The following is an 18,706-nucleotide window of genomic DNA, read 5'->3' as shown; positions in this document are numbered from 1 at the left end:
CCCGTCCGGTGAGTGAGACTGGTCCCACCGTTGACGGTATGAGGAAACGAGGTCGGATGATGCGTACGCGTCCGCTGAAGGTGGCGCTGCTGGGCTGTGGAGTGGTCGGCTCAGAGGTGGCGCGCATCATGACGACGCACGCCGACGACCTCGCCGCCCGCATCGGGGCCCCCGTCGAGCTCGCGGGGGTCGCGGTACGGCGGCCCTCCAAGGTCCGTGAGGGCATCGACCCCTCCCTCGTCACCACCGACGCCACCGCCCTCGTCAAGCGCGGCGACATCGACGTCGTGGTCGAGGTCATCGGCGGTATCGAGCCCGCCCGGTCCCTGATCACCACCGCCTTCGAGCACGGCGCCTCCGTCGTCTCCGCCAATAAGGCGCTCCTCGCCCAGGACGGGGCCGCCCTCCACGCGGCGGCCGGACAGCACGGCAAGGACCTCTACTACGAGGCCGCCGTAGCCGGTGCCATCCCGCTGATCCGTCCGCTGCGCGAGTCCCTCGCCGGCGACAAGGTCAACCGGGTGCTCGGCATCGTCAACGGGACGACGAACTTCATCCTCGACAAGATGGACTCCACGGGCGCCGGCTATCAGGAGGCCCTCGACGAGGCCACCGCCCTCGGGTACGCGGAAGCCGACCCGACCGCCGACGTGGAGGGCTTCGACGCCGCCGCCAAGGCCGCCATCCTCGCCGGGATCGCCTTCCACACGCGTGTGCGCCTCGACGACGTGTACCGCGAGGGCATGGCCGAGGTGACCGCCGCCGACTTCGCCTCCGCGAAGAACATGGGCTGCACCATCAAGCTCCTCGCCATCTGCGAGCGTGCCGAGGACGGGCAGTCCGTCACCGCGCGCGTGCACCCCGCGATGATCCCGCTGACCCACCCGCTGGCGTCCGTGCGCGGCGCGTACAACGCGGTGTTCGTCGAGTCCGACGCCTCCGGCCAGCTGATGTTCTACGGTCCGGGCGCGGGCGGCGCCCCCACCGCCTCCGCCGTGCTCGGGGACCTCGTCGCCGTCTGCCGCAACCGGCTCAGCGGCACGACCGGACCCGGTGAGTCCGCGTACGCCGCCCTTCCCGTCTCGGGCATGGGCGAGGTCGTCACGCGTTACCACATCAGCCTCGACGTGGCGGACAAACCGGGTGTTCTCGCCCAGGTCGCGACCGTGTTCGCCGAGCACGGCGTGTCCATCGATACGGTTCGCCAGCAGGGCAAGGACGGCGAGGCCTCTCTCGTCGTCGTCACGCACCGGGCCTCCGACGCCGCCCTGAACGGGACCGTCGAGGCGTTGCGCAAGCTCGACACCGTGCGGGGTGTCGCCAGCATCATGCGGGTTGAAGGAGAGTAACGAGCAATGACCCACCAGTGGCGCGGACTCATCGAGGAGTACCGGGACCGGCTGCCCGTCTCCGACACCACGCCGGTCGTGTCGCTCCGCGAGGGCGGCACGCCCCTCGTGCCCGCCCAGGTGCTCTCCGAGCGCACCGGGTGCGAGGTCCACCTCAAGGTGGAGGGCGCCAACCCCACCGGGTCCTTCAAGGACCGCGGTATGACCATGGCCATCACGCGGGCCAAGGAGGAGGGCGCGAAGGCGGTCATCTGCGCCTCCACCGGCAACACGTCGGCGAGCGCCGCCGCCTACGCCGTACGCGCGGGCATGGTCTGTGCCGTGCTCGTCCCGCGCGGCAAGATCGCGCTCGGCAAGATGGGCCAGGCGCTCATCCACGGCGCGAAGATCCTCCAGGTCGACGGAAACTTCGACGACTGCCTCACCCTGGCCCGGTCGCTCAGCGACAACTACCCGGTGGCGCTGGTCAATTCGGTCAACCCGGTGCGCATCGAGGGCCAGAAGACGGCCGCCTTCGAAATCGTGGACATGCTCGGCGACGCGCCCGACATCCACGTCCTGCCGGTCGGCAACGCCGGCAACATCACGGCGTACTGGAAGGGCTACAAGGAGTACGCCGCCGACGGCATCGCCGCCAGGACCCCCCGGATGTGGGGCTTCCAGGCCTCCGGCAGCGCCCCGATCGTGCGCGGCGAGATCGTCAAGGACCCCTCGACCATCGCCACCGCGATCCGCATCGGAAACCCCGCCTCCTGGCAGTACGCCCTCGCGGCGAAGGAGGAGTCCGGCGGGTTCATCGACGAGGTGACGGACCGTGAGATCCTGCGCGCCTACCGGCTGTTGGCCGCTCAGGAGGGTGTCTTCGTGGAGCCCGCCTCCGCCGCCTCGGTGGCCGGTCTGCTGAAGGCCGCCGAGCAGGGCAAGGTCGATCCGGGACAGCGCATCGTCTGCACCGTCACCGGTAACGGTCTGAAGGACCCCGACTGGGCCGTCGCCGGCGCCCCGCAGCCCGTCACCGTCCCGGTCGACGCGGCGACGGCGGCCGAGCGCCTCGGCCTCGCCTGAACAGCGCTGAGCAGGGAATCCCCTGAAGGGGTGCACAGGGGGCTTACGACACGCATCGTGCGCCTCCTGTGCGCCCTATGTCGCCACAGAACCTTCCTTCGATAGGCTGTAGCGAACCCGCCCCCTGCATATGCCCCCGCGCATGGCAGGGAGCCGCGTAGTCTCCGCGGCCTGAGGGTCTCCAGGTACCTATCGAATGCCTTCGACAATCACGCAGCTCAAGGAGAGTCATCGAGAGATGGCCGGTCCCGCCTTCCGTGCCGCCGCCGTCCGGGTGCGCGTCCCCGCCACCAGCGCCAACCTCGGACCGGGCTTCGACGCCCTCGGCCTCTCCCTGGGGCTCTACGACGACGTAGTCGTCCGCGTGGCCGACTCCGGGCTGCTCATCGACATCGCGGGGGAGGGGAACGAAACGCTCCCACGCGACGAGAACCACCTTCTTGTACGGTCCCTGCGCACCGCCTTCGACCTGCTGGGCGGCCAGCCGCGCGGCCTGGAGATCGTCTGCGCCAACCGCATCCCGCACGGCCGTGGCCTCGGCTCCTCCTCGGCCGCCATCTGCGCCGGCATCGTCGCCGCGCGCGCCGTGACCATAGGCGGCGAGTCCCGCCTCGACGACACCGCGCTCCTGGAGCTCGCCACCGAGATCGAGGGCCACCCCGACAACGTGGCGGCCTGTCTGCTCGGCGGATTCACGATCTCCTGGATGGAGGCCGGCGCCGCCCGGGCGATCAGGACCGAACCCGTCGATTCCATCGTTCCGGTGGTTTTCGTGCCCGGGAAGGCGGTCCTGACCGAGACCGCGCGCGGCCTGCTCCCGCGCACCGTGCCGCACGTCGACGCAGCCGCCAACGCGGGCCGTGCCGCGCTGCTCGTCGAGGCCCTCACCAGGCGCCCCGAGCTGCTGCTTCCGGCCACCGAGGACCGTCTCCACCAGGACTACCGCGCTCCCGCCATGCCGGAGAGCGCCGCGCTCGTGGAGCGGCTGCGGGCCGACGGGATCCCGGCGGTCATCTCGGGAGCGGGACCCACCGTGCTCGCGCTGGCCGACGCGGAAAGCGCCGACAAGGTGGCCCATCTGGCGGGCGAGGGTTGGGCCGCCAACCGGCTGGAACTCGACGCCCACGGCGCGAGCGTGCTGCCGCTCGCGGCGGCCGGCGACATCGGCCAGTGACATCAGAAGTGACAGGAGATCCGGCGGCCGCCGGATTTCGAGAGGGGGAATGTTTGTTGGATCCGGTAGTGTTAATCTCAAGTCTGCACCCGACCCCACCATGGCGAGGTGCTTCACGTCCCCGTCCGGGACAGACATTCTTCCGGGAGCCTCCCAAGCCGCACTGTGTTTCGTACGACGTACATGGGCAGTACCTCGTACGCGAGCACTGAGCGACATGCCGGGCACGCTCCGGAACCGGTGCGACCAAACCGCGTGACACGGACACTCAGTGCCACGGTTTTCGGAAGCGCCGTCACCACATTCCTCCGCCGTTCAGGCGGACCACCGCCCCGGCACGGTCCACAAGGATGGGACCGACGTCGGACAGCACAAACGGTCGCCGAGCCAGACAGGCCGACGTCCGCTCCAGGGAAGGACCCTTCGTGAGCGACACCACCGATCTGATGGGCGCACGTGTCGAGGAGACCGCTGCCGCGCCCGACACGGACGCCTCCGCGCCTGCCACCGGTGCAGGCTCCCGGCGGCGCCGCGGTACCGGCCTCGACGGCATGGTGCTGGCCGAGCTCCAGCAGGTCGCATCCGGCCTCGGCATCAGGGGCACCGCGCGTATGCGCAAGAGCCAGCTGATCGAGGTCATCAAGGAGGCGCAGGCAGGAGGTGGCGCTCCGGCGAAGGCCGCGTCCGCCCCCGCCGGGGACGCCGTCGAGACCAAGCCGAAGCGCCGTGCCACCTCCAAGGCCCGTACCGGCGAGTCCGCCGAGGCGAAGGCGGAGGCCAAGGCCGAGGCGCCCGCCCAGAAGGCCGAGAAGGCCGTGGCCCAGCAGCAGATCGAGATTCCCGGTCAGCCGGCCGGCGGCACCGCCCAGGCCGAGCGAGGCCGGGACGCCGGGGGCGAGGACGCTCCCACCGAGCGCCGTCGTCGCCGCGCCACCGCCGAGGCCGGTGCCCCCACGGGCGGCGCCGAGACGATCGTGGCCGAGGCCAAGAGCGAGCCCAAGGCCGAGGCGCCCGCACAGCAGCCTCAGGGTGACGCCGGTGACGGCGAGGGCCGTGGCCGCCGCGACCGCCGTGACCGCGGCCGCGGTGACCGTCAGGACCGCGGTGACCGCCAGGAGCGCGGTGACCGTCAGGACCGTGGCCGCAAGAGCGACGACCAGCCGGGCCAGGGCGGCCAGCAGCGCGGTTCGCAGCAGGGCCAGCAGCAGGGCGGGGGTCGTCAGGACCGTCAGCAGCGCGACAACGGCCCGCAGGACGACGATGAGTTCGGCGATGGCCGGCGTGGCCGCCGGGGCCGTTACCGGGACCGCCGTGGCCGTCGTGGACGTGACGAGATCGGCGGCGGCGCCGGTGAGCCGCAGCTCGCCGACGACGACGTCCTGATCCCCGTCGCGGGCATCCTGGACATCCTCGACAACTACGCCTTCATCCGTACGTCGGGCTACCTGCCGGGCCCCAACGACGTGTACGTCTCCCTCGCCCAGGTCCGCAAGAACGGCCTGCGCAAGGGCGACCACGTCACCGGTGCGGTCCGTCAGCCCAAGGACGGCGAGCGCCGCGAGAAGTTCAACGCGCTGGTCCGCCTGGACTCCCAGAACGGCATGGCTCCCGACTCGGGGCGCGGCCGGCCGGAGTTCAACAAGCTGACCCCGCTGTACCCGCAGGACCGCCTGCGTCTGGAGACGGACCCGGGCATCCTCACCACCCGCATCATCGACCTGGTCGCGCCGATCGGTAAGGGGCAGCGCGGTCTGATCGTGGCCCCGCCGAAGACCGGCAAGACCATGATCATGCAGGCGATCGCCAACGCGATCACGCACAACAACCCCGAGTGCCACCTGATGGTCGTCCTGGTCGACGAGCGTCCGGAAGAGGTCACCGACATGCAGCGGTCGGTGAAGGGCGAGGTCATCTCCTCGACCTTCGACCGTCCGGCCGAGGACCACACCACGGTCGCCGAGCTCGCCATCGAGCGCGCCAAGCGGCTGGTGGAGCTGGGCCACGACGTGGTCGTGCTGCTCGACTCGATCACCCGTCTGGGCCGTGCGTACAACCTCGCCGCGCCCGCCTCCGGCCGCATCCTGTCCGGTGGTGTCGACTCGACCGCCCTGTACCCGCCGAAGCGCTTCTTCGGTGCGGCCCGCAACATCGAGGACGGCGGCTCGCTGACCATCCTCGCCACCGCCCTGGTGGACACCGGGTCCCGCATGGACGAGGTCATCTTCGAGGAGTTCAAGGGCACCGGCAACGCCGAGCTCAAGCTCGACCGCAAGCTCGCCGACAAGCGCATCTTCCCGGCGGTGGACGTCGACGCGTCCGGTACCCGTAAGGAAGAGATCCTGCTCGGCAGCGACGAGCTCGCCATCACCTGGAAGCTGCGCCGGGTGCTGCACGCGCTCGACTCCCAGCAGGCGATCGAGCTGCTGCTCGACAAGATGAAGCAGACGAAGTCGAACGGCGAGTTCCTGCTGCAGATCCAGAAGACGACGCCGATGCCGGGCAACGGCGACTGAGGCAAAGCCTTCTGAAGGGCCGTCCCCCGTTTTCGGGGGGCGGCCCTTTTTGGTGGTTCCTGGCGGGTTACGATCACGCTCTTCGGTCGGATTTCCGATCTCTGAACTTGTGATCCCTAGGGGGGACTTGCATGGGCATACCCATGTCCGGAGGCGCCGGTCGCCTCAGACGTCGTGTCCGGATCGCGCTGCCCGTCGCCGTGGCCGCCGCTCTGCTGACCACGTCGGCGAACGCCGCGACCGCCGGCCCCGAGCCGAAGGCGCCCAGCACGGCCGCCGCGGCGTCCTCGCCCTCGCGGGCCGAGCTGGAGAAGCGGGTCCTCGCCGCCATGGCGGCCGACGACGGCTCCGGGTCGGTGACCCGGCCCTCGAGGACGGCGGCGAGCAGCCCGGCGGTCGACGGCAGCATCTCGCCGATGATCATCGGCGGCTCGACGACGAACATCTCCTCGGCGCCCTGGATGGCCCAGCTCTGGTACACCGACGACCAGGGCACCACGGACACCAGCGACGACACCGGCTTCTTCTGCGGCGGTGCCGTCATCGCGCCGACGAAGATCCTCACCGCCGCGCACTGCGTCAAGGGCGCCGACTGGGCGACCGGCGGCGTCGTGGTGACCGGGGCCACGCAACTGCCCTCCGAGGACGGGGACCTGCACGGCGGCACCCCGGCGCCCGTGCTGCGGCAGTGGTACAACCCGTCCTACAACGAGGACGCCATCGACAACGACATCGCGGTGCTGACCCTGGCGATCCCCGTCAAGGCCACCCCGATCCGGATGACGACCTCCACGGACACGGCCTCGTACGACGCCTCCACGGCCGGTGCCAAGGCCGCCAAGGTCTACGGCTGGGGCCGTACCAGCTCCACCAGTGACGCCGTCTCCCAGACGCTGAAGACGGCCACGCTGCCCATCAAGTCGGACACGACCTGCGCGGCGGCCTACGGCTCCTGGTTCATCAAGGGGCACATGGTCTGCGCCGGAAAGCCCGCCAGCGGCAGCGACTCCGGTACGACCGCGATCTGCAGCGGCGACTCCGGCGGCCCGCTCGTCGTCAACGGCCGGATCGTCGGCGTCGTCTCCTGGAACGTGACGGACTGCGTCGCCAAGGGCGCCTACAGCGTCTTCACGAAGGTCAGCAAGTACGTCGGCGCCGTCTATCCGCGCGTCGAGGACACCAACCTGAACTTCGACCACAAGGCCGACCTGTGGGTGCGCAAGTCCTCCACCAAGGTCGGCTACGAGCTGGACTCCAAGGGCACCACCCTGGCCGCCCGGAAGTCCTGGGGCGACTGGAACGGGGTGAACCTGCTCCGGCAGACCGACCTCAACCGGGACGGCTACCAGGACCTCGTGTACCGCGTCTCGGCCACCGGTGACGTCTACTGGCTGCGGTTCGTCCCGTCGGCCGACGGGACCACCGGCGCCTGGGCCGACCCGAAGAAGGTCTTCACGAACTGGAAGACCCGCACCCGGATCCTCACCCCCGGCGACGTCACCGGCGACTACAAGGCCGACCTGCTCTCCGTCGACTCGGCGGGCGTCCTGTGGATCTACCCCGGCAAGGGCGACGGCAGCTTCGCGGCCCGGGTACGGGTCGGCGGCGGCTGGAGCCAGTACAACCTCCTGCTCGGGCACGGTGACTTCACCGGCGACGGCAAGGCGGACGTGCTGGCCCGCAACAAGAGCACCGGCGACCTCTACCTGTACAAGGGCACCGGCAAGTCCGGCACGGGCGTGTTCTCGGCCCGGGTCAAGGTGCGCAAGAACTGGAGCGGCTACAACGCCTTCGACGCCGTCGGTGACATCACCGGCGACGGCAGGGCCGACCTGGTCGCCCGCACCCCGGGCGGCACGCTCTACCTGTACAAGGGCACCGGCAAGGGGACAAGCGAGATCTTTGCCACAAGGACCACCATGGGCACCGGTTTCCAGCAGTACGACATCTTTGGCTGAAACCGCTGGTGAACGGGGATCCTCCTGATATCTCCCGTGACGTGTTGTGACCACTGCTTCACGCGGTGGTCACAACACGTTGTGCAACCCTTTCCCGAGTTTCGCCGTCTGACCAGGCGGAGCGACCATGGTGCGGTACGGGTCTTCCGAGACCACGTCTGACCCTGAAAGCAGGGGGTAACCGACCGAACGGGATTCGAGGAGCACATGTCAGCCGAGAGCACGCCGACACCCGGCATACCGGGTGGCAAGGGACGCCGCCGAAAGCCGCGCAGCAAGGGCCGCAAGGGTCTGCTGGTCACGGCCTGGGTCGCCGCGGGGATCGTCGTGCTGGGCGGTACCGGGGCCGGCTACCTGTACTTCAAGCTCAACGGCAACATCAAGAGCATCGACATCGACCAGGCCCTCGGCAGCGCCCGGCCCACGAAGGTCGACAACGGCTCCGAGAACATCCTCGTCCTGGGTTCGGACTCCCGCTCCGGCTCCAACAAGACGCTCGGCGGCGGCACCGACGACGGCAGCGCCCGCTCCGACACCGCGATGATCATCCACGTGTACGAGGGCCACAAGAAGGCCACCGTGGTCTCCGTCCCGCGCGACACCCTGATCGACCGCCCGCAGTGCACCGACACCGACGGCAAGGAGCACGACGCCGCGACGGACGTCATGTTCAACTCGGCGTACACGACCGGCGGCGCGGCCTGCGCGGTGAAGACCGTCGAGTCCATGACCGGCATCCGCATGGACCACTACCTGGAGGTCGACTTCAGCGGCTTCGAGAAGCTGGTCGACGAGCTGGGCGGGGTCACGGTCACCACGACCGAGGCCATCAAGGACAGCGACAGCCACCTGAACCTGAAGGCCGGCACCCACAAGCTCGACGGCGAGCAGGCCCTCGGTCTCGTCCGCACCCGGCACGGCGTCGGCGACGGCTCCGACCTCGGCCGTATCCAGCTCCAGCAGGCCTTCATCAAGGCGCTGGTCAAGCAGGTCAAGAGCGTCGGCGTGCTGACCAGCCCCAAGAAGCTGTACGACCTCGCCGACACCGCCACCAAGGCCGTCACCACCGACTCCGACCTCGGCTCGGTCAACTCCCTGGTCTCCTTCGCGAGCGGCCTCAAGGGCATCACCCCCGCGAACATGACCATGGTCACGATGCCGGTCCGGTACGACCCGGCGAACCCGAACCGGGTGATCGTCGAGGAGACCAAGGCCAAGCAGATCTGGACGGCCCTGGAGAACGACCGGACGATCCCGAAATCCGCCACCGAAGGCAACGCGACGGGCCAGGCCAAGGGCGTCGTCACCTCGTAGCGGACCGCTGGTCACGGCCTGGGAATAGATCCTGGCGTCCCCTCGTTTTGGGGGATGCGGCCAGTCCTGGCAGACTGGTACGTCGGTCCCGGTTCACGCCCCCGCAATCCGCGGTGGCGACCCGGCACCCTCCCGAAACTAGGAGACACCTTGAAGCGCGACATCCACCCCGAGTACGTCGAGACGCAGGTCAGCTGCACCTGTGGCGCGTCGTTCACCACCCGTAGCACGATCGACAGCGGCACCATCCGTGCCGAGGTCTGCTCCGAGTGCCACCCGTTCTACACGGGCAAGCAGAAGATCCTCGACACCGGTGGCCGTGTGGCCCGCTTCGAGGCCCGCTTCGGCAAGGCTGCTGCCAAGAAGTAGCGAGCCACCAGCGCCGGTCCACGGCCGTACTCCTCGGAGTGCGGCCGGGACCGGCGTTTTTGGTCGCCCGTATTCCCCCTTCGTTCGCAGTACAGGAGCCCAGAGATGTTCGAGGCCGTCGAGGAACTCGTCGGTGAGCACGCCGACCTGGAGACCAAGCTCGCAGACCCGTCGGTCCACTCCGACCAGGCCAACGCCCGCAAGCTGAACAAGCGTTACGCCGAGCTCACCCCGATCGTCGGCACGTACCGCTCCTGGAAGCAGACCGGCGACGACATCGAGACGGCGAAGGAGTTCGCCGCCGACGACCCGGACTTCGTGGCCGAGGTCAAGGAGCTGGAGAGGACGCGCGAGGAGCTGACGGAGAAGCTGCGGCTTCTTCTCGTGCCGCGCGACCCCAACGACGACAAGGACGTCATCCTCGAGGTCAAGGCGGGCGCGGGCGGCGACGAGTCGGCCCTGTTCGCCGGCGACCTCCTGCGGATGTACCTCCGGTACGCCGAGCGCGTCGGCTGGAAGACCGAGATCATCGACGCCACCGAGTCCGAACTGGGCGGCTACAAGGACGTCCAGGTCGCGGTGAAGACCAAGGGCGGCAACGGCGCCACCGAGCCCGGCCAGGGCGTCTGGGCCCGGCTGAAGTACGAGGGCGGCGTGCACCGCGTGCAGCGCGTGCCGGCGACCGAGTCGCAGGGCCGTATCCACACCTCCGCGGCCGGTGTCCTCGTCACGCCCGAGGCCGAGGAGGTCGACGTCGAGATCAACCCGAACGACCTCCGCATCGACGTGTACCGCTCCTCGGGGCCCGGCGGGCAGTCCGTCAACACGACCGACTCCGCGGTGCGCATCACGCACATTCCCACCGGAGTCGTCGCCTCCTGCCAGAACGAGAAGAGCCAGCTGCAGAACAAGGAGCAGGCGATGCGTATCCTGCGCTCCAGGCTCCTCGCGGCAGCCGTGGAGGAGGCGGAGCGCAATGCCGCCGACGCCCGTCGCAGCCAGGTCCGCACCGTCGACCGCTCCGAGAAGATCCGCACGTACAACTTCCCGGAGAACCGGCTCTCGGACCACCGTGTCGGCTTCAAGTCGTACAACCTGGACCAGGTCCTGGACGGCGACCTCGACGCGGTGATCCAGGCCTGCGTCGACGCGGACTCGGCGGCGAAGCTGGCGGCCGCGTAAAGGACGCTGAAGAGGTAGCGCTGAAGAGGTACCTACGCACGACCGAGTACGACACGGAGGACTTGCGTGAACCTGCTGCTCGCAGAGGTGGCCCAGGCCACCCAGCGGCTGGCCGACGCCGGCGTGCCCTCGCCGCGCAACGACGCGGAGGAGCTCGCCGCGTTCGTGCACGGCGTGAAGCGGGGCGAGCTGCACTCCGTGAAGGACGCGGACTTCGACGCCCGCTACTGGGAGACCATCGCGCGCCGTGAGCAGCGCGAGCCGCTCCAGCACATCACCGGCCTCGCCTACTTCCGGTACCTCGAACTCCAGGTGGGCCCCGGTGTGTTCGTGCCGCGCCCCGAGACCGAGTCCGTGGTCGGCTGGGCCATAGACGCCGTCCGCGCGATGGACGTCGTCGAGCCGTGCATCGTCGACCTGTGCACCGGCTCCGGCGCCATCGCGCTCGCCCTCGCCCAGGAGGTCCCGCGCTCCCGCGTGCACGCCGTGGAGCTGTCCGAGGAAGCCCTGCGCTGGACCCGTAAGAACGTCGAGGGCTCCAGGGTCGACCTGCGGCAGGGCAACGCCCTGGACGCCTTCCCCGACCTCGACGGCCATGTCGACCTGGTGATCTCCAACCCGCCCTACATCCCGCTCACCGAGTGGGAGTACGTCGCTCCAGAGGCGCGGGACTACGATCCCGAACTCGCCCTGTTCTCCGGCGAGGACGGCCTCGACCTCATCCGCGGTCTGGAACGGACCGCACACCGTCTCCTGCGCCCCGGCGGCGTCGTCGTCATCGAGCACGCCGACACCCAGGGCGGCCAGGTCCCGTGGATCTTCACCGAGGAGCGGGGCTGGGCCGACGCGGCCGACCACCCCGACCTCAACAAGCGCCCCCGGTTCGCGACGGCCCGCAGGGCGATGCCGTGACCACCCCGAAGACTCTTTCCCGTAAGTCCGTGTACGAGGAGGCCCGCTAGACATGGCTCGGCGATACGACACCAACGACGCGACCGACCGCACGACCGGTCTGCGCGAAGCCGCGTCCGCCGTCCGCCGGGGCGAGCTCGTGGTCCTCCCGACCGACACGGTGTACGGCATCGGCGCCGACGCGTTCTCCTCGGAGGCTGTGAACGACCTCCTGGAGGCCAAGGGCCGGGGCCGCAACATGCCCACCCCCGTGCTCATCGGCTCCCCGAACACCCTCCACGGTCTGGTCACCGACTTCTCCGAGCTGGCCTGGGAGCTGGTCGACGCGTTCTGGCCGGGCGCGCTCACCCTCGTCGCCAAGCACCAGCCGTCCCTGCAGTGGGACCTGGGCGACACCCGGGGCACGGTCGCCGTACGCATGCCGCTGCACCCCGTCGCCATCGAACTGCTGACCGAGGTCGGCCCCATGGCCGTGTCCTCGGCGAACCTGAGCGGCCACCCGTCGCCGGAGGACTGCGACGCCGCGCAGGAGATGCTCGGCGACTCGGTCTCCGTGTACCTCGACGGCGGCCCCACCCCCGGCATCGTGCCGTCCTCGATCGTCGACGTCACCCGCGAGGTGCCCCTGCTGCTGCGCGCGGGCGCGATCTCCGCCGAGGAGCTCAGGAAGGTCGTACCCGACCTCGAGGTGGCGAATTGACGGCCCCTGACGCGGGGCGTGGCATATGGGACGGGGAAGAGACGCGGACCTTCACAGGGCTCCCGCTCGACAGCTTCCGCATCCTCCACGTCAGCACCGGCAACGTGTGCCGCTCGCCGATCACCGAGCGGCTGACCCGGCATGCCCTGGCGGACCGGCTCGGCGACCCGCTGTGGGGCGGCGTCGTCGTGGAGAGCGCGGGGACCTGGGGCCACGAGGGCGCGCCCATGGAGACCAACGCGGAGACCGTGCTGGCCGAGTTCGGCGCGGACCCCACCGGGTTCACGGGGCGGGAACTGCTGGACGAACACGTGATCATGGCGGACCTGGTCCTGACGGCCACCCGTGACCACCGTCAGCAGGTGATCTCGATGGGGCACTCGGCGGGCCTGCGCACCTTCACCCTGAAGGAGTTCACCCGCCTGGTGAAGGCGATAGACCCCGCGACCCTGCCGCCCCTGGAGGACGACGGCCTGGTGATCCGCGCCCGGGCCCTGGTCCGCGCCGCGGCGGCTCTACGCGGGTGGCTCCTGGCCCCGACCGCCGAGGCCGACGAGGTCTTCGACCCGTACGGCGCCCCCCTGCCCTTCTTCCGCTCGATCGGGGACGAGATAAACGAGGCGCTGGACCCGGTGGTGACGGCGCTGACGGGGGTTCCCGCGCGCGCGTGACGGGCGGGGCCGAACGAGGCGCCGGACCCGGTGGCGGCGGGGGAACCTGCCGGCCCGTCGCACCCGCGCGCAGCAACGACCGGGCGTCCCTCCTGCCACCGGCCTACATTGGACGTACGTCACCGTCGACGCCCGGAGTCCACCATGTCGGTCACCCATGCCCCAGAGACCGCCGACGTCCTCGCGCGGCAGGACCCCGAGCTGGCCGAGATCCTGCTCGGGGAACTCGACCGGCAGTCGTCGTCGTTGCAGTTGATCGCGGCCGAGAACTTCTGCTCTCCGGCCGTGCTGGCCGCGCTCGGCTCGCCGCTGGCCAACAAGTACGCCGAGGGCTACCCGGGCGCCCGTCACCACGGCGGCTGCGAGCTCGTCGACGTCGCCGAACGGCTCGCGGTGGACCGGGCCAAGGCCCTGTTCGGTGCCGAGCACGCGAACGTGCAGGCCCACTCCGGCTCCTCGGCGGTCCTCGCCGCGTACGCCGCCCTCCTGCGCCCCGGCGACACCGTCCTCGCTCTCGGCCTGCCCTACGGCGGCCACCTCACCCACGGCTCGCCCGCCAACTTCTCCGGCCGCTGGTTCGACTTCGTCCCCTACGGCCTCGACGCCGAGACCGGACTCATCGACCACGACCAGGTGCGCTCGCTCGCCCTGAGCCACCGGCCCAAGGCGATCGTGTGCGGTTCGACCGCCTACCCCCGGCACATCGACCACGCCTTCTTCCGGGAGGTGGCCGACGAGGTGGGCGCGTATCTCATCGCCGACGCCGCCCACCCCATCGGACTGGTCGCAGGGGGAGCGGCGCCCAGTCCGGTGCCGTACGCCGACATCGTCTGCGCCACCACACACAAGGTGCTGCGCGGCCCTCGCGGCGGCATGATCCTGTGCGGGAGCGAGCTGGCCGAGCGGGTCGACCGGGCGGTCTTCCCGTTCACCCAGGGCGGCGCCCAGATGCACACCATCGCGGCCAAGGCGGTCGCGTTCGGCGAGGCAGCGACACCCGCGTTCGCCGCGTACGCCCATCAGGTGGTCGTCAACGCGCGGGTCCTCGCAGCCGGTCTGGCCGGCGAGGGGCTCGTCGTCACCACCGGGGGCACCGACACCCACCTCGTGACGGTGGATCCGGCGCCCCTCGGTGTCGACGGACGCACCGCGCGCGGTCGCCTCGCGGCCGCCGGGATGGTGCTCGACTGCTGTGCGCTGCCTCACGCGAACTCCCGCGGGCTGCGCCTGGGCACGGCCGCCGTCACCACGCAGGGCATGGCCGAACAGGAGATGGCGAGGATCGCCGCCCTGCTCGCGGGGGTGGTGCGCGGGGAGGTCGAGAGCGCGAAGGCACGTGAAGAAGTGCGGGATCTAGTAGGCGGATTTCCCCCGTATCCGGCCTGAGCGAGGGTAGTTGCACCAGGGTGCACAGCCACACGTGCAACCATCTGCTCTACCCGGAAGTCCACAACCGTATGCGACCGTCGCTAGGGTGTGGTGCTGAGATGGCCAGCGAGACCTGTGGGGAAGCCCGTGCGTGAATACCTGCTGACGCTCTGCATCACGGCCGCGGTGACGTATCTGCTGACAGGGCCGGTACGCAAGTTCGCGATCGTGGCCGGAGCGATGCCGGAGATCAGGGCCCGTGACGTGCACCGGGAACCGACTCCGCGGCTCGGCGGGATCGCCATGTTCTTCGGACTGTGCGCGGGCCTGCTGGTCGCCGACCACCTGACCAACCTCAGTGAGGTCTTCGAGAAGTCGAACGAACCGCGCGCGCTGCTCTCCGGCGCCGCCCTCATCTGGCTGATCGGCGTCCTGGACGACAAGTTCGAGATCGACGCCCTGATCAAGCTGGGCGGACAGATGATCGCCGCGGGCGTGATGGTCATGCAGGGTCTGACGATCCTGTGGCTGCCCATCCCCAGCGTCGGCTCGGTCGCGCTGACCCAGTGGCAGGGCACCCTGCTGACGGTCGCGCTCGTCGTCATCACCATCAACGCGGTGAACTTCGTCGACGGCCTCGACGGCCTCGCGGCCGGCATGGTCTGCATCGCGGCGGCCGCGTTCTTCCTGTACGCCTACCGGATCTGGTACTCGTACGGCATCGAGGCGGCCGCCCCGGCCACGCTGTTCTCGGCGATCCTGATGGGCATGTGCCTGGGCTTCCTGCCGCACAACATGCACCCCGCGCGGATCTTCATGGGCGACTCCGGCTCGATGCTCATCGGCCTCGTGCTGGCCGCGGGCGCGATCTCCATCACCGGCCAGATCGACCCGGACGCGCTGAAGCTGTTCGCGGGGTCCGAGAAGGCGGCCGTGCACCAGACGGTCCCCGTCTACATCCCGCTGCTGCTGCCGCTGACGATCATCGCGGTGCCGGCCGCCGACCTGATCTCGGCCATCGTGCGCCGCACCTGGCGCGGCCAGTCGCCGTTCGCCGCCGACCGCGGGCATCTGCACCACCGGCTGCTGGAGGTCGGGCACTCGCACAGCCGCGCGGTGTGGATCATGTACTTCTGGGCGGCGCTGATCGCGTTCGGCTCGCTCACCTACTCGGTGAACTCCGCGTCCATGTGGATCGTCCTCGGCGTCGTGATCCTCAGCGCCCTCGGTCTCGTGCTGCTCCTGCTGCCGCGCTTCACCCCGCGCGTCCCGGTGTGGGCCCAGCACCTGGTGCCGCCGCGCTACCGCCGCCGGCGGGCCGTGGTCGCGGAGCCCGTCGAGGTGGAACAGCGCACCCCGGTCGCCGTGGGGGTGGCGGGTGTCAACGGCGCGACCGCGCTGAGCGCCCGTTCGCACGTCCCGGAGAGGCGTAAGGCGGAGACGTCGCGCTGACGCCCAAGGTAAGAATCTGACTAAAGCATTGCCAACGCGTGGGAGTTTGACGGGGCGACAAACCGCTCCTATATCAGACAAGTCGACCGTGATCCTGCACAGACGCGCACCGTCACTCTCATGTGTGACAGCGAGCACACCTTCTAGGTAAAGACCGCATCAAATAGTTTGTGATACGGTTCACGAGAACCCGGGACAGAGCCGAAGGACCGTAGTGCGACGGTCCATTGGCGTGAGAGTCACCCTCAGCCCGGGACTACGCTCGTCCATGACGACACCCCTCCCCCCTTTCGAAAGCGGAGTTGCCGCCATGCCCTCCAACGACGTCCGGATCCTGGCTCAGGCCGCCGTGCCCACGGCTGCCGTCGGCGCGATCGCCGCCGTCGTCAGTGGCGTGGTCGTCGGGGGCAAGGGTGCGGTCGGGGCGGCCGTCGCGACGGTCATCGTCATCCTCTTCATGGGCATCGGGCTGTACGTTCTGCAGCGCACTGCCAAATCGCTTCCGCACCTGTTCCAGATGATGGGCCTGATGCTGTACGCGGCGCAGATCCTGCTGCTGTTCATCTTCTTGGCCGTCTTCAAGAACACCACGCTCTTCCACCCCAGGGCCTTCGCGATCACGCTGGTCGCCGGCACACTCGCGTGGATCGCCGCGCAGACCCGTGCGCACATGAAGGCCAAGATCCTTTACGTCGAGCCCGAAAAATCGGGGCACTCGTCGTGAGGGGTAGGGCCGGGATAAAGGGGCGTGAGATCTCCTGCTATCGTCCGGTGCCAACTGCGGCATCGCGGGCGCGGGCATCTGAGCTGACGCCTGCTCAATCGCGAGGCTTGATGCCCCACAGCCGCCCCCACATCCGAAACACCAGTCCCGTGCCGAACCGCGGCTGCACGCCGCGCCGACACAACGAGGTTGCCGTACCTATGCGCCACGATGAAGGAGCCCGCGGTGAGTGCTGACCCGACGCAGGTGCTCGCCTTCGAGACCGACTGCCACCTGTTCGACGGTTGTGGCTTCCCGGCTCCTGGCCTGCACTCGTTCCTGTTCGAGCCGCTCCTCGGCGACGCGGACGGCAACTCGTACTTCAACAAGACGATGCTGCTGGCCCTCCTCGGCTCGGTCATCATCGTCGCCTTCTTCTGGGCCGCCTTCGCCCGTCCGAAGGTCGTTCCCGGCAAGCTCCAGATGATCGCCGAGGCCGGTTACGACTTCGTCCGGCGCGGCGTCGTCTACGAGACCATCGGCAAGAAGGAAGGCGAGAAGTACGTACCGCTCGTCGTCTCGCTCTTCTTCTTCGTCTGGATGATGAACCTCTGGTCGATCGTCCCGATCGCCCAGTTCCCGGTCACCGCGATCATTTCCTATCCCGCGGTCCTCGCCGGCATCGTCTACATCGTGTGGGTCTCGCTGACCTTCAAGCGCCAGGGCTTCGTCGGCGCCTGGAAGAACTTCACCGGCTACGACAAGTCCCTCGGCGCGGTCCTCCCGCTGTCGATGACCATCGAGCTGTTCTCGAACCTGATCGTGCGGCCCTTCACTCACGCCGTCCGACTCTTCGCGAACATGTTCGCCGGTCACACGCTCCTGCTGCTCTTCACGATCGCCAGCTGGTACATGCTGAACGGCATCGGTATCGCCTACTCCGGCGTCTCGTTCGTGATGGTCCTCGTGATGACGGCCTTCGAGCTCTTCATCCAGGCGGTCCAGGCGTATGTCTTCGTCCTGCTGACCTGCAGCTTCATCCAGGGCGCGCTCGCCGAGCACCACTGAGCCAGCCCGACCCGCAATCAGACATCCGGTGGCCAACCCCCACCGGTCCTTGAAAGAAAAGGAAGAACCGGCATGTCCGCTCTCCAGACCCTTGCAGCCGGCGTCGAGATCAAGGGCAACCTCGGCTCGATCGGTTACGGCCTCGCGGCGATCGGCCCGGGCGTCGGCGTCGGCATCATCTTCGGTAACGGCACCCAGGCGCTCGCTCGCCAGCCCGAAGCGGCTGGCCTGATCCGCGCCAACCAGATCCTCGGCTTCGCCTTCTGTGAGGCGCTCGCCCTCATCGGTCTGGTCATGCCGTTCGTCTACCCGACCTCCTGACCCAGACGTCGGACAGCCCCTTTCGACGAAAGGCATTGATATGAGCCCCCTGGTTCAGCTGGCGGCCGAGGAAGCGGAAAACCCGCTGATCCCGCCGATTCCGGAGCTCGTGATCGGCCTGATCGCCTTCGTCATCGTCTTCGGCTTCCTCGCCAAGAAGCTTCTCCCGAACATCAACAAGGTTCTGGAAGAGCGTCGCGAGGCCATCGAGGGCGGTATCGAGAAGGCCGAGGCCGCACAGACCGAGGCCCAGAGCGTCCTTGAGCAGTACAAGGCCCAGCTCGCCGAGGCCCGCCACGAGGCCGCGCGGCTGCGCCAGGAGGCGCAGGAGCAGGGCGCCACGCTCATCGCCGAGATGCGCGCGGAAGGCCAGCGGCAGCGCGAGGAGATCGTCGCCGCCGGTCACGCGCAGCTCGAGGCCGACCGCAAGGCCGCTTCCTCCGCGCTGCGTCAGGACGTCGGCAAGCTCGCCACCGACCTGGCCGGCAAGCTCGTCGGCGAGTCCCTCGAGGACCACGCCCGGCAGAGTCGCGTCATCGACCGTTTCCTCGAAGACCTCGAGGAGAAGGCCGAGGCCGCGCGATGAC

17 protein-coding genes are annotated in these 18,706 nt (G+C 69.3%); all 17 read left to right on the top strand.

The genetic code is table 11. The features are described from left to right. Positions 1-56: 56 nt before the first annotated feature. The 17 genes from ACFYRX_RS00305 (at position 57) to ACFYRX_RS00225 (ending at position 18,705) form a co-directional block, all read left to right on the top strand. On the top strand, positions 57-1,349 hold the full coding sequence (locus ACFYRX_RS00305) for a homoserine dehydrogenase (protein WP_389095185.1): 1,293 nt from the start codon (positions 57-59) through the stop codon (positions 1,347-1,349). A 6-nt stretch (positions 1,350-1,355) separates the two neighbouring features. Then, complete coding sequence (gene thrC / locus ACFYRX_RS00300; protein ID WP_389095184.1) at positions 1,356-2,414, top strand: threonine synthase; 1,059 nt, start codon at positions 1,356-1,358, stop codon at positions 2,412-2,414. A 238-nt stretch (positions 2,415-2,652) separates the two neighbouring features. Next, complete coding sequence (gene thrB, locus ACFYRX_RS00295) at positions 2,653-3,588, top strand: homoserine kinase (RefSeq protein ID WP_389095182.1); 936 nt, start codon at positions 2,653-2,655, stop codon at positions 3,586-3,588. A gap of 425 nt (positions 3,589-4,013) precedes the next feature. After that, positions 4,014-6,101: a transcription termination factor Rho gene (gene rho / locus ACFYRX_RS00290; RefSeq protein ID WP_389095180.1), complete on the top strand. Its 2,088-nt coding sequence runs from the start codon at positions 4,014-4,016 to the stop codon at positions 6,099-6,101. Positions 6,102-6,244: 143 nt separating this feature from the next. Beyond that, on the top strand, positions 6,245-8,059 hold the full coding sequence (locus ACFYRX_RS00285; protein WP_389096852.1) for a trypsin-like serine protease: 1,815 nt from the start codon (positions 6,245-6,247) through the stop codon (positions 8,057-8,059). A gap of 207 nt (positions 8,060-8,266) precedes the next feature. Continuing rightward, a complete protein-coding gene (locus ACFYRX_RS00280; protein WP_389095179.1) occupies positions 8,267-9,373 on the top strand; it encodes an LCP family protein in 1,107 nt (368 codons plus the stop codon). Between the two features lie 150 nt (positions 9,374-9,523). Then, entirely contained in the window at positions 9,524-9,742 is a 219-nt protein-coding gene (rpmE, locus tag ACFYRX_RS00275; RefSeq protein WP_389095177.1) for a 50S ribosomal protein L31, read from the top strand. A 105-nt stretch (positions 9,743-9,847) separates the two neighbouring features. Then, on the top strand, positions 9,848-10,924 hold the full coding sequence (gene prfA, locus ACFYRX_RS00270; RefSeq protein WP_389095175.1) for a peptide chain release factor 1: 1,077 nt from the start codon (positions 9,848-9,850) through the stop codon (positions 10,922-10,924). A 66-nt stretch (positions 10,925-10,990) separates the two neighbouring features. Further along, complete coding sequence (gene prmC / locus ACFYRX_RS00265; protein WP_069765549.1) at positions 10,991-11,836, top strand: peptide chain release factor N(5)-glutamine methyltransferase; 846 nt, start codon at positions 10,991-10,993, stop codon at positions 11,834-11,836. A gap of 52 nt (positions 11,837-11,888) precedes the next feature. Further along, positions 11,889-12,536 (top strand): L-threonylcarbamoyladenylate synthase, encoded by a 648-nt coding sequence (locus tag ACFYRX_RS00260; RefSeq protein ID WP_389095174.1) that lies wholly within the window; start codon positions 11,889-11,891, stop codon positions 12,534-12,536. Then, on the top strand, positions 12,533-13,207 hold the full coding sequence (locus tag ACFYRX_RS00255) for a protein-tyrosine-phosphatase (protein ID WP_389095172.1): 675 nt from the start codon (positions 12,533-12,535) through the stop codon (positions 13,205-13,207). Before ACFYRX_RS00260 ends, ACFYRX_RS00255 begins: the two co-directional genes overlap by 4 nt. Positions 13,208-13,351: 144 nt before the next feature. Next, positions 13,352-14,593: a serine hydroxymethyltransferase gene (gene glyA / locus ACFYRX_RS00250; protein WP_389095170.1), complete on the top strand. Its 1,242-nt coding sequence runs from the start codon at positions 13,352-13,354 to the stop codon at positions 14,591-14,593. A 129-nt stretch (positions 14,594-14,722) separates the two neighbouring features. Further along, a complete protein-coding gene (locus ACFYRX_RS00245) occupies positions 14,723-16,027 on the top strand; it encodes an MraY family glycosyltransferase (RefSeq protein ID WP_389095168.1) in 1,305 nt (434 codons plus the stop codon). Positions 16,028-16,337: 310 nt separating this feature from the next. Continuing rightward, a complete protein-coding gene (locus tag ACFYRX_RS00240; protein ID WP_389095166.1) occupies positions 16,338-16,751 on the top strand; it encodes a hypothetical protein in 414 nt (137 codons plus the stop codon). A 210-nt stretch (positions 16,752-16,961) separates the two neighbouring features. Beyond that, positions 16,962-17,798 carry a F0F1 ATP synthase subunit A gene (atpB, locus tag ACFYRX_RS00235; RefSeq protein WP_389095164.1) on the top strand — a complete coding sequence of 279 codons (837 nt, stop codon included), beginning with the start codon at positions 16,962-16,964 and terminating at the stop codon, positions 17,796-17,798. A gap of 72 nt (positions 17,799-17,870) precedes the next feature. Continuing rightward, a complete protein-coding gene (locus tag ACFYRX_RS00230) occupies positions 17,871-18,119 on the top strand; it encodes an ATP synthase subunit C (RefSeq protein WP_030008695.1) in 249 nt (82 codons plus the stop codon). A 40-nt stretch (positions 18,120-18,159) separates the two neighbouring features. Next, positions 18,160-18,705, top strand: coding sequence for a F0F1 ATP synthase subunit B (locus tag ACFYRX_RS00225; RefSeq protein ID WP_389095162.1), 546 nt, complete (start codon positions 18,160-18,162; stop codon positions 18,703-18,705). The last annotated feature ends 1 nt before the right edge of the window (position 18,706 follow it).

Source organism: Streptomyces sp. NPDC005374 (assembly GCF_042872225.1).
In the GTDB taxonomy this organism is placed as follows: domain Bacteria; phylum Actinomycetota; class Actinomycetes; order Streptomycetales; family Streptomycetaceae; genus Streptomyces.
The sequence above is the reverse complement of the archived record's forward strand: the minus strand, read 5'-3'. Positions and strand labels throughout refer to the sequence as shown.